Annotated in this window: 12 protein-coding genes and 1 other annotated feature; all 12 genes read left to right on the top strand. The window is 36.3% G+C overall.

Features of this window, described 5'->3' with window-relative positions:
* Nucleotides 1-120: 120 nt before the first annotated feature.
* The 12 genes from rplK to tuf all read left to right on the top strand — a co-directional run bounded on the left by rplK (nucleotide 121) and on the right by tuf (nucleotide 16198).
* Nucleotides 121-543, top strand: a complete 423-nt coding sequence (gene rplK, locus CD121_RS02070) for a 50S ribosomal protein L11 (RefSeq protein WP_017637531.1) — start codon at nucleotides 121-123, stop codon at nucleotides 541-543.
* 219 nt (nucleotides 544-762) lie between these two features.
* On the top strand, nucleotides 763-1458 hold the full coding sequence (gene rplA, locus CD121_RS02065) for a 50S ribosomal protein L1 (protein ID WP_017637532.1): 696 nt from the start codon (nucleotides 763-765) through the stop codon (nucleotides 1456-1458).
* Between the two features lie 290 nt (nucleotides 1459-1748).
* Nucleotides 1749-1893, top strand: a sequence feature (ribosomal protein L10 leader region).
* 38 nt (nucleotides 1894-1931) lie between these two features.
* On the top strand, nucleotides 1932-2432 hold the full coding sequence (gene rplJ / locus CD121_RS02060; protein WP_017637533.1) for a 50S ribosomal protein L10: 501 nt from the start codon (nucleotides 1932-1934) through the stop codon (nucleotides 2430-2432).
* Between the two features lie 39 nt (nucleotides 2433-2471).
* Complete coding sequence (rplL, locus tag CD121_RS02055) at nucleotides 2472-2840, top strand: 50S ribosomal protein L7/L12 (RefSeq protein ID WP_017637534.1); 369 nt, start codon at nucleotides 2472-2474, stop codon at nucleotides 2838-2840.
* A 157-nt stretch (nucleotides 2841-2997) separates the two neighbouring features.
* Nucleotides 2998-3606, top strand: a complete 609-nt coding sequence (locus tag CD121_RS02050; RefSeq protein ID WP_017637535.1) for a class I SAM-dependent methyltransferase — start codon at nucleotides 2998-3000, stop codon at nucleotides 3604-3606.
* A 217-nt stretch (nucleotides 3607-3823) separates the two neighbouring features.
* On the top strand, nucleotides 3824-7375 hold the full coding sequence (rpoB, locus tag CD121_RS02045; protein WP_017637536.1) for a DNA-directed RNA polymerase subunit beta: 3552 nt from the start codon (nucleotides 3824-3826) through the stop codon (nucleotides 7373-7375).
* Between the two features lie 158 nt (nucleotides 7376-7533).
* The gene (gene rpoC / locus CD121_RS02040) at nucleotides 7534-11130 is read left to right on the top strand and encodes a DNA-directed RNA polymerase subunit beta' (RefSeq protein WP_176745280.1); all 3597 of its coding nucleotides are present in this window, start codon (nucleotides 7534-7536) and stop codon (nucleotides 11128-11130) included.
* Between the two features lie 145 nt (nucleotides 11131-11275).
* Complete coding sequence (locus CD121_RS02035) at nucleotides 11276-11536, top strand: ribosomal L7Ae/L30e/S12e/Gadd45 family protein (RefSeq protein ID WP_017637538.1); 261 nt, start codon at nucleotides 11276-11278, stop codon at nucleotides 11534-11536.
* Between the two features lie 89 nt (nucleotides 11537-11625).
* Complete coding sequence (gene rpsL, locus CD121_RS02030) at nucleotides 11626-12039, top strand: 30S ribosomal protein S12 (protein ID WP_002451222.1); 414 nt, start codon at nucleotides 11626-11628, stop codon at nucleotides 12037-12039.
* Between the two features lie 71 nt (nucleotides 12040-12110).
* Nucleotides 12111-12581: a 30S ribosomal protein S7 gene (gene rpsG, locus CD121_RS02025; RefSeq protein WP_002451223.1), complete on the top strand. Its 471-nt coding sequence runs from the start codon at nucleotides 12111-12113 to the stop codon at nucleotides 12579-12581.
* A gap of 119 nt (nucleotides 12582-12700) precedes the next feature.
* The gene (gene fusA, locus CD121_RS02020) at nucleotides 12701-14782 is read left to right on the top strand and encodes an elongation factor G (RefSeq protein WP_017637540.1); all 2082 of its coding nucleotides are present in this window, start codon (nucleotides 12701-12703) and stop codon (nucleotides 14780-14782) included.
* A gap of 231 nt (nucleotides 14783-15013) precedes the next feature.
* Nucleotides 15014-16198, top strand: a complete 1185-nt coding sequence (gene tuf, locus CD121_RS02015; RefSeq protein ID WP_017637541.1) for an elongation factor Tu — start codon at nucleotides 15014-15016, stop codon at nucleotides 16196-16198.
* Nucleotides 16199-16361 lie beyond the last annotated feature (163 nt).

Here is a 16361-nt window from a genome sequence, read left to right as displayed (position 1 = left end):
AAACAGTGTTAAAATAATGTGGTCGCGCTTTTAGAGCGTTCATTTCGTCACGAAATGTTAAGAGTGGGAGGGCAAAACTGAGCCCTGTGACCACATCACGATATCAAGGAGGTGCACATCGTGGCTAAAAAAGTAGAAAAAGTAGTTAAATTACAAATTCCTGCAGGTAAAGCAAACCCAGCACCACCAGTTGGTCCAGCATTAGGTCAAGCAGGTGTGAATATTATGGGATTCTGTAAAGAGTTCAATGCACGTACTCAAGAGCAAGCAGGTTTAATCATTCCGGTAGAAATCAGTGTATATGAAGACCGTTCATTTACATTCATTACAAAAACTCCACCGGCTCCAGTACTACTTAAAAAAGCAGCTGGCGTTGAAAAAGGTTCAGGCGAACCTAACAAAAACAAAGTTGCTTCAGTAACTAAAGATCAAGTACGTCAAATTGCTAATGAAAAAATGCAAGATTTAAATGCTGCAGACGAAGAAGCAGCTATGCGTATTATCGAAGGTACTGCTCGTAGTATGGGTATCACTGTAGAATAATAAACAATCAAATCTAATTTGAAATGAACTGATTCAAACGATAAAAGCAGGTAACAGAATAGGTATAAACAATCCATTTTGTCTATGACATCTTAGCACTCAGTAGCTTGAAAAGGCTGATTCGATTAAGAAACTATCTGTTATCTGCTCTTAACTTGTGGTAGACACAAGTAAATGTGGGAGGAAATTCCGCTAAAACCACTAAAGGAGGAACAATAAATGGCTAAAAAAGGTAAAAAGTATCAAGAAGCAGCTAATAAAGTTGACCGTACACAACACTATAGTGTTGAAGAAGCAGTTAAATTAGCTAAAGAAACAAGCATTGCTAACTTTGACGCATCAGTTGAAGTTGCATTCCGTTTAGGAATTGATACACGTAAAAATGACCAACAAATCCGTGGTGCAGTAGTGCTACCAAACGGAACTGGTAAATCACAACGTGTATTAGTATTCGCAAAAGGTGATAAAATCACTGAAGCTGAAGAAGCAGGCGCAGATTACGTAGGTGAATCTGATTACGTACAAAAAATCCAACAGGGTTGGTTCGACTTTGACGTAGTTGTTGCTACTCCAGACATGATGGGCGAAGTTGGTAAACTTGGTCGTGTATTAGGACCTAAAGGTTTAATGCCAAACCCTAAAACTGGTACTGTAACAATGGATGTTAAAAAAGCAGTTGAAGAAATCAAAGCTGGTAAAGTTGAATACCGTGCTGAAAAAGCTGGTATCGTACATGCTTCTATCGGTAAAGTTTCATTTAGCGATGAAAAATTAGTTGAAAACTTCAAAGCTTTACAAGATGTATTAGCAAAAGCTAAACCATCATCTTCTAAAGGTACTTACTTCAAATCTGTTGCTGTAACTACAACAATGGGTCCTGGAGTTAAAGTTGATACTTCTTCATTCAAATTATAATTAATAAATATAACCTAGGGCTGTTAAAGTCCTAGGTTTAATTTTTAAAAACGAAGAAACTCTAAGCATTAAAATGCATTACGAGAGGAACGCCTGAGCTAAAGCTCATGCTCACAGTAGTTGACTGACCACTCATATCACAGAGCTCATGATTGGTCTAGTCAACCTTGTGGAGGCAACACTAAGAAATCAGGTAGATTTCAGAGTTGCACTCTAAGAAACTCTAAGCATTAAAATGCTAAGAGTTTCTAAAAAACATATTGACATATTACAATTAAGCAGTTATATTAAATATTGTGATTATTTTACCTAAGACAGTAGGAGTTATTTGATAACTTAAAACATAATCCTACCGAGGCTAAAATTGACTTGAACGTGACTATTAACTTTCAAGCACTTTTTGCCGTGGGTAGAAAGTGCTTTTTTTATTAAACTTAAAAAAAGCACCGAAAAAATTAAATGGAGGTGTCTGAATGTCTGCTATCATTGAAGCTAAAAAACAATTAGTTGATACAATTGCTGATCAACTTAAAAACTCAGTTTCAACAGTAATCGTTGACTACCGTGGTTTAACAGTAGCTGAAGTTACTGAATTACGTAAACAATTACGTGAAGCTGGTGTTGAGTATAAAGTATACAAAAACACAATGGTACGTCGTGCTGCTGAAAAAGCTGGTATCGAAGGCTTAGATGAATTCTTAACAGGTCCTACAGCTATCGCAACTTCAACTGAAGATGTAGTAGCTCCAGCAAAAGTTATTGCAGGATTTGCAAAAGAACATGAAGCGTTAGAAGTTAAAACAGGCGTTATGGAAGGAAATGTTATTTCAGCAGAAGAAGTTAAAACTGTTGGTTCATTACCTTCACACGATGGTCTTGTATCTATGCTTTTATCTGTATTACAAGCTCCAGTACGCAACTTCGCTTATGCGGTTAAAGCTGTTGGAGAACAAAAAGAAGAAAGCGCTGAATAATTGCGCATAAAAAATTAAAAATAACGGAGGAATTATAAAATGGCTAATCAAGAACAAATCATTGAAGCAATTAAAGAAATGTCAGTTTTAGAATTAAACGATTTAGTAAAAGCAATTGAAGAAGAATTTGGTGTAACTGCAGCAGCTCCAGTAGCAGCAGCAGGTGCAGCTGGTGGCGGCGACGCAGCAGCTGAAAAAACTGAATTTGATGTTGAATTAACTTCAGCTGGATCTTCAAAAATCAAAGTTGTTAAAGCAGTTAAAGAAGCAACTGGCTTAGGATTAAAAGACGCTAAAGAATTAGTTGACGGAGCTCCTAAAGTAATCAAAGAAGCTTTACCTAAAGAAGAAGCTGAAAAACTTAAAGAACAATTAGAAGAAGTTGGAGCAACTGTAGAATTAAAATAATTCTAGTTTCCTAACTAAATAATATAGTTACAAATTATATTTGTGACTACATTCTTTGAGAAGTTAAAAACCCCGTTATTGCGATAACGGGGTTTTTAATTCATTTATAATAATTTTTTCAATTAATGTTATACAAAAGACTAATAGAGGTGAAGACATGAGTCATTACTATGATGAAAATCCGGATGTAAAAAGTGATGAAAAACATATCACTTATGAGTGTTATCAACAATCAATAGATTTAATTACAGATAATGGAGTTTTTTCTAGAGATAGAGTTGATTATGGATCTGACTTATTAATTCAAACATTCATAAATAACAATCCACCTGGTCCAAGTAAAACAATTGCTGATGTTGGTTGTGGATATGGTCCAATTGGATTAATGATTGCTAAGGTATCTCCGCATCATCATATTACTATGTTAGATGTGAATAGAAGAGCCTTAGAATTAGCTAAAAAGAATAAAAAAAGAAATCACATTGAAAATGCGGATATTTTAGAGAGTGATGGGATGACTCAAGTTGAAGATAACCAATTTGATTTTGTATTAACTAATCCGCCAATCAGAGCGGGCAAAGATGTCGTTCATCGTATTTTTGAAGAAGCTTACCAAAAACTTAAAGTAAGTGGCGAGTTATTTGTCGTCATCCAAAAAAAGCAAGGTATGCCTTCCGCTAAAAAGAAAATGGATGAATTATTTAACAATGTGGAAGTTGTAAATAAAAGTAAAGGGTACTATATATTAAAAAGTTCAAAAGCTTGATTTAAGAGTAGTATTCTGATATAGTTATAAAATGTAAAAATTTATGTTCAATAAGTGTGTACTTTTATGTAAAACAAATAAGTTAAACAAGATAAATAAAGAATAGAAAATGGTGTCATCTGAAGTGTTGCCGTTTTCTTTTTGTCTTTAAATCTTGAGTCTCTCTTTTGTTTTATGAGTAAAAGCAAACCACACAATTTTTGAGGGGTGAATCTGTTTGGCAGGTCAAGTTGTCCAATATGGAAGACATCGTAAACGTAGAAACTACGCGAGAATTTCAGAAGTATTAGAATTACCGAACTTAATAGAAATTCAAACAAAATCTTACGATTGGTTCCTTAAAGAAGGTTTATTAGAAATGTTTAGAGACATTTCTCCGATTGAAGATTTCACAGGTAACCTATCTTTAGAATTTGTAGATTATAGATTAGGTGAACCGAAATACGACTTAGAAGAATCAAAAAACCGTGACGCTACTTATGCTGCACCTCTTCGTGTAAAAGTACGTCTTATTATTAAAGAAACTGGCGAAGTAAAAGAGCAAGAAGTATTCATGGGTGATTTCCCACTAATGACAGATACAGGTACATTTGTTATCAATGGTGCAGAACGTGTTATCGTATCACAATTAGTACGTTCACCATCCGTTTATTTCAATGAAAAACTTGATAAAAACGGCCGTGTAAACTATGATGCAACAATTATTCCTAACCGTGGTGCATGGTTAGAATATGAAACTGATGCAAAAGACGTTGTTTATGTACGTATTGATAGAACACGTAAATTACCATTAACTGTATTACTAAGAGCATTAGGTTTCTCAAGTGATCAAGAAATTGTAGATTTACTAGGTGATAGTGAATACTTACGTAATACATTAGAAAAAGATGGTACTGAAAACACAGAACAAGCATTATTAGAAATTTATGAGCGTTTACGTCCTGGCGAACCACCAACAGTAGAAAATGCTAAAAGCTTATTATATTCACGTTTCTTCGATCCAAAACGTTATGACTTAGCAAGCGTTGGTCGTTACAAAGCAAACAAAAAACTACACTTAAAACACCGTTTATTCAACCAAAAATTAGCAGAACCAATTGTTAATAGTGAAACAGGTGAAATTGTAGTTGAAGAAGGAACAGTTCTTGATCGTCGTAAATTAGACGAAATTATGGACGTTTTAGAATCAAATGCTAATAGTGAAGTATTTGAATTAGAAGGAACAGTTATTGATGAACCAGTTGAAATTCAATCAATCAAAGTATATGTTCCTAATGATGAAGAAGGACGCACAACAACTGTTATTGGTAATGCATTACCAGATTCAGAAGTTAAATGTATTACTCCAGCAGATATCATTTCTTCAATGAGTTATTTCTTTAACTTATTAAGTGGTATCGGTTATACAGATGATATTGACCATTTAGGTAATCGTCGTTTACGTTCAGTAGGCGAATTATTACAAAACCAATTCCGTATTGGTTTATCAAGAATGGAACGTGTAGTTCGAGAAAGAATGTCTATTCAAGATACGGATTCAATTACACCACAACAATTAATCAATATCCGTCCTGTAATTGCATCTATTAAAGAATTCTTTGGTAGTTCACAATTATCACAATTCATGGACCAAGCTAACCCATTAGCAGAATTAACACATAAACGTCGTCTTTCTGCTTTAGGACCTGGTGGTTTAACACGTGAACGTGCACAAATGGAAGTTCGTGACGTACACTATTCTCACTATGGTCGTATGTGTCCAATTGAAACACCAGAGGGTCCAAACATTGGATTAATCAACTCTTTATCTAGTTACGCACGTGTGAATGAATTTGGTTTCATTGAAACACCATATCGTAAAGTAGATTTAGATACGAATGCAATTACTGATCAAATTGACTATTTAACTGCTGATGAAGAAGATAGTTATGTTGTTGCCCAAGCGAACTCTCGATTAGATGAAAATGGCCGTTTCTTAGACGATGAAGTTGTTTGTCGTTTCCGTGGTAATAACACAGTTATGGCTAAAGAAAAAATGGATTACATGGATGTTTCACCTAAACAGGTTGTATCAGCAGCTACAGCATGTATCCCATTCTTAGAAAACGATGACTCTAACCGTGCGTTAATGGGTGCAAACATGCAACGTCAAGCAGTACCATTGATGAACCCTGAAGCTCCATTTGTTGGTACTGGTATGGAACATGTTGCTGCACGTGACTCAGGTGCTGCTATTACAGCAAACCATAGAGGTAGAGTTGAACATGTTGAATCTAATGAAATCTTAGTACGTCGTCTAGTTGAACAAAATGGACAAGAGCACGAAGGTGAATTAGATCGTTATCCATTAGCGAAATTCAAACGTTCTAACTCTGGTACTTGTTATAACCAACGCCCAATTGTTGCTGCTGGTGACATCGTTGAATATAACGAAATACTAGCTGATGGTCCTTCAATGGAATTAGGCGAAATGGCATTAGGCCGTAACGTTGTTGTTGGATTCATGACTTGGGACGGTTATAACTACGAGGATGCTGTAATCATGAGTGAACGTTTAGTTAAAGACGATGTTTACACTTCAATTCATATTGAAGAGTATGAATCAGAAGCTCGTGATACTAAATTAGGACCTGAAGAGATTACACGTGATATTCCTAATGTTTCTGAAAGTGCACTTAAAAACTTAGACGAACGTGGTATCGTTTATGTTGGTGCTGAAGTTAATGATGGAGACATCTTAGTAGGTAAAGTAACACCAAAAGGAGTTACAGAACTTACAGCAGAAGAAAGATTATTACATGCAATCTTTGGTGAAAAAGCACGTGAAGTTCGTGATACATCATTACGTGTGCCACATGGTGCTGGCGGTATCGTTCTAGATGTTAAAGTATTCAATCGTGAAGAAGGCGATGATACATTATCTCCAGGTGTTAACCAATTAGTACGTGTTTATATCGTTCAAAAACGTAAAATTCACGTCGGAGATAAAATGTGTGGTCGACATGGTAACAAAGGTGTCATTTCTAAAATTGTTCCTGAAGAAGATATGCCATATTTACCAGATGGAACTCCAATTGACATCATGTTAAACCCATTAGGTGTACCATCACGTATGAATATCGGACAAGTACTTGAGCTACATTTAGGTATGGCTGCTAAAAACTTAGGTATCCATGTTGCATCTCCAGTATTCGATGGTGCCAACGATGATGACGTTTGGTCAACTATCGAAGAAGCAGGTATGGCTCGTGACGGTAAAACTGTATTATATGATGGTCGTACTGGTGAACCATTCGATAATCGTATTTCAGTTGGTGTTATGTACATGCTTAAACTTGCACACATGGTTGACGATAAATTACATGCGCGTTCAACTGGTCCATACTCATTAGTTACGCAACAACCATTAGGTGGTAAAGCGCAATTCGGTGGACAACGTTTTGGTGAAATGGAGGTATGGGCACTTGAAGCATATGGTGCTGCATACACATTACAAGAAATCTTGACTTATAAATCAGACGATACTGTAGGTCGTGTTAAAACATACGAAGCTATAGTAAAAGGCGAAAATATCTCTAGACCAAGTGTTCCTGAATCATTCCGTGTATTGATGAAAGAATTACAAAGTTTAGGATTAGACGTCAAAGTGATGGATGAGCAAGATAACGAAATCGAAATGGCTGACAACGAAGATGAAGATGTAACTGAACGCAAAGTAGATTTACAACAAAAAGATGCGCCAGAATCACAAAAAGAAACTACTGATTAATATGCACATAGATAACTAGAATATAGGTTGGGGCGACATCAGTGTCGCTCAAACCTTTCTCAAATTCTATATACTATAAATGTAAATCAATCAAATAGCACAGCTAATCTAAATTGAAGGAGGTAGGCTCCTTGATTGATGTAAATAATTTCCATTATATGAAAATAGGATTAGCTTCACCTGAAAAGATTCGTTCATGGTCTTATGGTGAGGTTAAAAAGCCTGAAACAATTAACTATCGTACGTTAAAACCTGAAAAAGATGGTCTTTTCTGTGAAAGAATATTTGGACCTACAAAAGACTGGGAGTGTAGTTGTGGTAAGTACAAACGTGTACGCTACAAAGGCATGGTATGTGATAGATGTGGTGTTGAAGTAACGAAGTCAAAAGTACGTCGTGAAAGAATGGGACACATTGAATTAGCAGCACCAGTTTCACATATTTGGTACTTCAAAGGTATCCCTAGCCGTATGGGTCTATTATTAGATATGTCTCCAAGAGCATTAGAAGAAGTTATTTACTTTGCTTCTTATGTTGTTGTTGACCCAGGTCCAACTGGTTTAGAAAAGAAAACATTATTATCAGAAGCAGAATTTAGAGATTATTATGATAAATATCCAGGTCAATTTGTTGCCAAAATGGGTGCTGAAGGTATCAGAGACTTATTATCAGAAATTGACTTAGATGAAGAACTTAAAACTTTACGTGATGAATTAGAATCTGCAACAGGACAAAGACTTACTCGTGCTATCAAACGTTTAGAGGTAGTTGAATCATTCCGTAATTCAGGTAACAATCCAGCTTGGATGATTTTAGATGTACTTCCAATCATCCCACCAGAAATCCGTCCAATGGTTCAATTAGACGGTGGACGTTTTGCAACAAGTGACTTAAACGATTTATATAGACGTGTTATTAACCGTAACAATCGTTTGAAACGCTTATTAGATCTTGGTGCACCTGGAATCATAGTTCAAAATGAAAAACGTATGTTACAAGAAGCTGTTGATGCTTTAATTGATAATGGTCGTCGTGGCCGTCCTGTTACAGGTCCTGGTAACCGTCCATTAAAATCACTATCACATATGTTAAAAGGTAAACAAGGTCGTTTCCGTCAAAACTTATTAGGTAAACGTGTTGACTATTCAGGTCGTTCCGTTATCGCAGTAGGTCCAAGTCTGAAAATGTATCAATGTGGCTTACCTAAAGAAATGGCACTTGAACTATTTAAACCTTTCGTAATGAAAGAATTAGTTCAACGTGAAATTGCAACAAACATTAAAAATGCGAAGAGTAAAATCGAACGCATGGACGATGAAGTATGGGATGTTTTAGAAGAAGTTATCGTAGAACATCCAGTATTACTAAACCGTGCACCTACACTTCACAGATTAGGTATCCAAGCATTCGAACCAACTTTAGTTGAAGGTCGTGCAATCCGTTTACACCCTCTTGTTACTACAGCATATAACGCTGACTTTGATGGTGACCAAATGGCTGTTCACGTTCCATTATCTAAAGAGGCTCAAGCCGAAGCGCGGATGTTAATGTTAGCTGCGCAAAACATCTTGAACCCTAAAGATGGTAAACCAGTTGTTACACCATCACAGGATATGGTATTAGGTAACTATTACCTAACATTAGAACGTAAAGATGCTGTTAACACTGGGGCAATCTTTAATGATACTAACGAAGTATTAAAAGCATATGCTAATGGCTATGTTCATTTACACACTAGAATTGGTGTACATGCAAGTTCATTCAATAATCCAACATTTACAGATGAGCAAAACAATAAAATTTTAGCTACTTCAGTAGGTAAAATTATCTTTAATGAAATCATTCCTGATTCATTTGCTTATATCAATGAACCAACTCAAGCTAACCTTGAAGGTAAAACACCTGATAAATACTTTGTTGACCCAACAGAGTTAGGTGAAGGTGGATTAAAAGAATTCTTTGAAACTAAAGAATTAACTGAACCATTCAATAAAAAATTCTTAGGTAATATCATTGCTGAAGTATTCAATAGATTTAGTATCACTGATACATCTATGATGCTTGACCGCATGAAAGACCTAGGATTTAAATTCTCATCAAAAGCAGGTATCACTGTTGGTGTATCTGATATCGTGGTATTACCAGATAAAAAAGATATTTTAGATGAGCATGAAAAATTAGTTGATCGTGTAACTAAACAATTCAATCGTGGTTTAATCACTGAAGAAGAACGTTACAATGCTGTCGTTGAAATTTGGACAGATGCTAAGGACCAAATTCAAGGTGAATTAATGCAATCACTTGAAAAAACAAACCCAATCTTCATGATGAGTGACTCTGGTGCCCGTGGTAACGCATCTAACTTTACACAGTTAGCAGGTATGCGTGGATTGATGGCTGCACCATCAGGTAAGATCATCGAACTACCAATCACATCATCATTCCGTGAAGGTTTAACAGTGTTAGAGTACTTCATTTCTACTCATGGTGCGCGTAAAGGTCTTGCCGATACAGCACTTAAAACTGCCGATTCAGGTTATCTTACTCGTCGTCTTGTTGACGTTGCACAAGATGTTATTGTTCGTGAAGAAGATTGTGGTACTGACAGAGGTTTACTTGTTTCAGATATTAGAGAAGGTACAGAAATGATTGAACCATTCATTGAACGTATTGAAGGACGTTACTCAAAAGAAACTATCCGTCATCCTGAAACTGATGAAGTGATTATCCGTCCAGATGAGTTAATCACTGCTGAAATTGCTAAGAAAATTACTGACGCTGGCATTGAACAAATGTACATCCGTTCAGCATTCACTTGTAATACACGTCATGGTGTATGTGAAAAATGTTATGGTAAAAACCTTGCAACAGGTGAAAAAGTTGAAGTGGGTGAAGCAGTTGGTACAATTGCTGCACAATCAATCGGTGAACCAGGTACACAGCTTACAATGCGTACATTCCATACAGGTGGGGTAGCCGGAAGCGATATTACTCAAGGTCTTCCACGTATTCAAGAAATATTTGAAGCACGTAACCCTAAAGGTCAAGCTGTAATCACTGAAATTGAAGGTGTAGTAGAAGATATTAAATTAGCAAAAGACCGTCAACAAGAAATTGTTGTTAAAGGTGAAAATGAAACTAGATCTTATCTAGCTTCAGGAACTTCTAGACTTAAAGTTGAAGTAGGACAATCAGTTGAACGTGGTGAAGTATTAACAGAAGGTTCAATTGAACCTAAAAACTTCTTATCAGTTGCTGGTTTAAATGCTACTGAAAGCTATTTATTAAAAGAAGTTCAAAAAGTTTATCGTATGCAAGGTGTTGAAATTGATGATAAACACGTTGAGGTAATGGTAAGACAAATGTTACGTAAAGTTCGTATCATTGAAGCAGGAGATACTAAGTTATTACCTGGTTCATTAGTTGATATCCACAACTTTACAGATGCTAACAGAGAAGCATTTAAAGAACGTAAACGCCCAGCAACTGCAAAACCAGTATTGCTAGGTATTACAAAAGCTTCTCTTGAAACAGAAAGCTTCTTATCTGCAGCATCATTCCAAGAAACAACTCGTGTACTTACTGATGCAGCTATTAAAGGTAAACGCGATGATTTACTTGGTCTTAAAGAAAATGTAATTATCGGTAAACTTATCCCAGCTGGTACTGGTATGAGACGTTATAGCGATGTTCAATTCGATAAAAACGTAGCTCCAGTTGCTAGTACAGAAGAAGAGGTAGACGTTACCGAATAGTTATTTAATCAAGAGACTAAACGAAAATTTTAGTCTCTTGATTCTTATTTATTTCATAAATGCATGAATAAATATTGACTATTGTAGTCATGTAATGTTACTATATTAAAGGTTGATGCAAGCAGAACTTTGGAGGATATTATAAATGTCTAATGAAAAAGTTGCACGCTTTAACAAACAACAATATGTAGTTGGTCTGAAGGAGACGCTTAAAGCGTTGAATAAAGATCAAGTTACATCATTGATTATTGCTCAAGACGTTGAGGTTCATCTTATGACTCGCGTGTTAAGCCAAATCAATCAAAAAAACATACCATATACACTTTTCTCATCTAAGAAGGATTTAGGAGAATATGTAGGTATTAATGTTAATGCAACAATCGTTGCTATATTGAATGAGAATTAGTAAGTTTTTACTTACTAAATTTTATTTAACCTTAAAATGAACCACCTGGATGTGTGGGATTAAAAAATGAAGAGAGGAGGACATATTCAATGCCAACTATTAACCAATTAGTACGTAAACCAAGACAAAGCAAATCAAAAAAATCTGATTCACCAGCTTTAAACAGAGGTTTTAACAGTAAGAAGAAACAATTCACTGAATTGAATTCTCCACAAAAACGTGGCGTTTGTACTCGTGTGGGTACTATGACACCTAAAAAACCTAACTCAGCGTTACGTAAATATGCACGTGTGCGTTTATCAAACAACATTGAAATCAACGCATACATTCCTGGTATCGGACACAACTTACAAGAACACAGTGTAGTACTTGTACGTGGTGGACGTGTAAAAGACTTACCTGGTGTGCGTTACCATATTGTACGTGGTGCACTTGATACTTCAGGTGTAGACGGACGTAGACAAGGTCGTTCATTATACGGAACTAAAAAACCTAAAAATTAATTTTTAAGATTACGTAAATTTTAAAAATAATGAAACACAATATACTATAATAGGAAGGGAGGATTTACATTATGCCTCGTAAAGGATCAGTACCTAAAAGAGACGTATTACCAGATCCAATTCATAACTCAAAATTAGTTACAAAATTAATTAACAAAATTATGTTAGACGGTAAACGTGGAACAGCTCAAAGAATTCTTTATTCAGCATTCGACCTAGTTGAAGAACGTAGTGGTCGTCAAGCCATTGAAGTATTCGAAGAAGCAATCGAAAACATTATGCCAGTATTAGAAGTTAAAGCTCGTCGTGTGGGTGGTTCAAACTACCAAGTACCTGTTGAGGTACGCCCAGAACGTCGTTCTACTTTAGGATTACGTTGGTTAGTTAACTATGCGCGTCTTCGTGGTGAAAAAACTATGGAAGAACGTTTAGCTAACGAAATCTTAGATGCAGCAAATAATACAGGTGGTGCAGTTAAGAAACGTGAGGACACTCACAAAATGGCTGAAGCTAACAAAGCATTTGCTCACTACCGTTGGTAAGATTGAAGCTTTTACCCTGAGTGTGTTCCAAACGATTGGTTTACCAATAATGGCTCATGCTTAGGGCATCGCCATATCTAAAGTACTTATTCAGTAATAACTGGAAGGAGAAAAAATACATGGCAAGAGAATTTTCTTTGAAAAATACTCGTAATATCGGTATCATGGCTCACATTGATGCTGGTAAAACTACTACGACAGAACGTATTCTTTATTACACAGGTCGTATCCACAAAATTGGTGAAACTCACGAAGGTGCTTCACAAATGGACTGGATGGAACAAGAACAAGATCGTGGTATTACTATCACATCTGCTGCAACAACTGCAGCTTGGGAAGGCCACCGTGTAAATATTATCGATACACCAGGACACGTAGACTTCACAGTTGAAGTTGAACGTTCTTTACGTGTACTTGACGGTGCGGTTACAGTACTTGATGCTCAATCAGGTGTTGAACCTCAAACTGAAACAGTTTGGCGTCAGGCTACAACATACGGTGTTCCTCGTATCGTGTTTATTAACAAAATGGATAAATTAGGAGCAAACTTTGATTATTCTGTAAGCACATTACATGACCGCTTACAAGCTAATGCTGCACCTATCCAATTACCTATTGGTGCTGAAGATGAATTTGAAGCAATCATTGACTTAGTTGAAATGAAATGTTTCAAATACACTAACGACCTAGGTACAGAAATCGATGAAATTGAAATTCCAGATGATCACAAAGAAAGAGCTGAAGAAGCTCGTTCAACATTAATTGAAGCAGTAGCTGAAACTAATGATGAATTAATGGAAAAATATCTTGGTGACGAAGAAATTTCAGTTGAAGAATTAAAAAATGCAATCCGTCAAGCTACAACTGATGTAGAATTCTACCCAGTTCTTTGCGGTACTGCATTCAAAAACAAAGGTGTTCAATTAATGCTTAACGCTGTAATTGATTACCTACCATCTCCTTTAGATGTAAAACCAATCGTTGGTCACCGTGCTAACGATCCTGAAGAAGAAGTAATTGCTAAACCAGACGATTCAGCTGAATTCGCTGCATTAGCATTTAAAGTTATGACTGACCCTTATGTTGGTAAATTAACTTTCTTCCGTGTTTACTCAGGTACTATGAGCTCAGGTTCATATATTAAAAACTCATCTAAAGACAAACGTGAACGTGTAGGTCGTTTATTACAAATGCACGCTAACTCACGTCAAGAGATTGACACTGTTTACTCAGGCGATATCGCTGCTGCGGTAGGTCTTAAAGAAACAGGTACTGGTGATACTTTATGTGGAGAGAAAAACGACATTATCTTGGAATCAATGGAATTCCCAGAACCAGTTATCCACTTATCAGTTGAACCAAAATCTAAAGCTGACCAAGATAAAATGACTCAAGCTTTAGTTAAATTACAAGAAGAAGACCCAACTTTCCATGCGCATACTGACGAAGAAACTGGACAAGTTATCATCGGTGGTATGGGTGAGTTACACTTAGATATCTTAGTTGACCGTATGAAGAAAGAATTTAACGTTGAATGTAATGTTGGTGCGCCAATGGTTTCATATCGTGAAACATTCAAGCAATCAGCACAAGTTCAAGGTAAATTCTCTCGTCAATCAGGTGGTCGTGGTCAATATGGTGATGTTCATATTGAATTCACACCTAATGAAACTGGTGGCGGTTTCGAATTCGAAAACGCTATCGTTGGTGGTGTAGTTCCTCGTGAATACATTCCATCAGTAGAAGCTGGTCTTAAAGATGCTATGGAAAATGGTGTTCTTGCTGGTTATCCATTAATTGATGTTAAAGCTAAATTATATGATGGTTCATACCATGATGTCGATTCATCTGAAATGGCCTTCAAAATTGCTGCATCATTAGCACTTAAAGAAGCTGCTAAAAAATGTGATCCAGTTATCTTAGAACCAATGATGAAAGTAACTATCGAAATGCCTGAAGAATACATGGGCGATATCATGGGTGATGTAACATCTCGTCGTGGACGTGTTGATGGTATGGAACCTCGTGGTAATGCACAAGTTGTAAATGCTTATGTACCACTTTCAGAAATGTTCGGTTACGCAACTTCATTACGTTCTAACACTCAAGGTCGCGGTACTTACACTATGTACTTTGACCACTATGCAGAAGTTCCAAAATCAATTTCTGAAGAAATCATTAAGAAAAATAAAGGTGAATAATATAACTTGTTTTTACTAGCTATGCTAGGTTAAAATACAGGTTGAGCTTAGTTATAGGCTAATCACTTTTATGAATTGATTTTTATGGGTAAATGCATTATAAAGGAAGTATGAATTGAGTAATACTTCTTTTAGACTCAACTTAATCAATCATCTTCTCATGATGGTGAGAAACTATCATGAGAGATAAATTTGAAAATAACTTTTATTAAGAATAGGAGAGATTTAATAATGGCAAAAGAAAAATTTGATCGCTCAAAAGAACATGCCAATATTGGTACTATCGGTCACGTTGACCATGGTAAAACTACTTTAACAGCTGCAATCGCAACTGTATTAGCTAAAAACGGTGATACTGTTGCACAATCATATGACATGATTGACAACGCACCAGAAGAAAAAGAACGTGGTATTACAATCAATACTGCACACATCGAATATCAAACTGACAAACGTCACTACGCTCACGTTGACTGCCCAGGACACGCTGACTATGTTAAAAACATGATCACTGGTGCTGCTCAAATGGACGGCGGTATCTTAGTTGTATCTGCAGCTGACGGTCCAATGCCACAAACTCGTGAACACATTCTATTATCTCGTAACGTTGGTGTACCAGCTTTAGTTGTATTCTTAAACAAAGTTGATATGGTAGACGACGAAGAATTATTAGAATTAGTAGAAATGGAAGTTCGTGACTTATTAACTGAATATGACTTCCCAGGTGACGACGTACCTGTAATCGCTGGTTCTGCATTAAAAGCATTAGAAGGCGACGAAAAATACGAAGAAAAAATCTTAGAATTAATGCAAGCAGTTGATGACTACATTCCAACTCCAGAACGTGATTCTGACAAACCATTCATGATGCCAGTTGAGGACGTATTCTCAATCACTGGTCGTGGTACTGTTGCTACAGGCCGTGTTGAACGTGGTCAAATCAAAGTTGGTGAAGAAGTTGAAATCATCGGTTTACATGACACTTCTAAAACAACTGTTACTGGTGTAGAAATGTTCCGTAAATTATTAGACTACGCTGAAGCTGGTGACAACATCGGTGCATTATTACGTGGTGTCGCTCGTGAAGACGTACAACGTGGACAAGTATTAGCTGCTCCAGGTTCAATCACACCTCATACAAAATTCAAAGCGGAAGTTTACGTTTTATCTAAAGATGAAGGTGGACGTCATACTCCATTCTTCAGTAACTACCGCCCACAATTCTATTTCCGTACTACTGACGTAACTGGTGTAGTTAACTTACCAGAAGGTACTGAAATGGTTATGCCTGGTGACAACGTTGAAATGACAGTTGAATTAATCGCTCCAATCGCGATTGAAGACGGTACTCGTTTCTCAATCCGTGAAGGTGGACGTACTGTAGGATCAGGCGTTGTAACTGAAATCCACGAATAATTTATTATTCGATATAATTAAAGGCCCCGTTTAGGGGTCTTTTTTTATTTATAAAATATGTACTTTGAATTTTGCCTATATACCTCGTATTCAGCTAATTACGAATTATACATACTCCATAATTAAGTTCAATATTATATATGAAATGTGTTAGCTTTTATAG

Source organism: Staphylococcus pasteuri (assembly GCF_003970495.1).
Taxonomy (GTDB): domain Bacteria; phylum Bacillota; class Bacilli; order Staphylococcales; family Staphylococcaceae; genus Staphylococcus; species Staphylococcus pasteuri.
This window is presented reverse-complemented; position numbering and strand designations above follow the sequence as displayed.

Excerpts from the sequence above, each read along its gene's own strand:
- rplA (WP_017637532.1), top strand. The coding sequence starts at position 763 with ATGGCTAAAAAAGGTAAAAAGTATCAAGAAGCAGCTAATAAAGTTGAC.
- rplJ (WP_017637533.1), top strand. The coding sequence starts at position 1,932 with ATGTCTGCTATCATTGAAGCTAAAAAACAATTAGTTGATACAATTGCT.
- rplL (WP_017637534.1), top strand. The coding sequence starts at position 2,472 with ATGGCTAATCAAGAACAAATCATTGAAGCAATTAAAGAAATGTCAGTT.
- CD121_RS02050 (WP_017637535.1), top strand. The coding sequence starts at position 2,998 with ATGAGTCATTACTATGATGAAAATCCGGATGTAAAAAGTGATGAAAAA.
- rpoC (WP_176745280.1), top strand. The coding sequence starts at position 7,534 with ATGAAAATAGGATTAGCTTCACCTGAAAAGATTCGTTCATGGTCTTAT.
- CD121_RS02035 (WP_017637538.1), top strand. The coding sequence starts at position 11,276 with ATGTCTAATGAAAAAGTTGCACGCTTTAACAAACAACAATATGTAGTT.
- rpsL (WP_002451222.1), top strand. The coding sequence starts at position 11,626 with ATGCCAACTATTAACCAATTAGTACGTAAACCAAGACAAAGCAAATCA.
- rpsG (WP_002451223.1), top strand. The coding sequence starts at position 12,111 with ATGCCTCGTAAAGGATCAGTACCTAAAAGAGACGTATTACCAGATCCA.
- fusA (WP_017637540.1), top strand. The coding sequence starts at position 12,701 with ATGGCAAGAGAATTTTCTTTGAAAAATACTCGTAATATCGGTATCATG.
- tuf (WP_017637541.1), top strand. The coding sequence starts at position 15,014 with ATGGCAAAAGAAAAATTTGATCGCTCAAAAGAACATGCCAATATTGGT.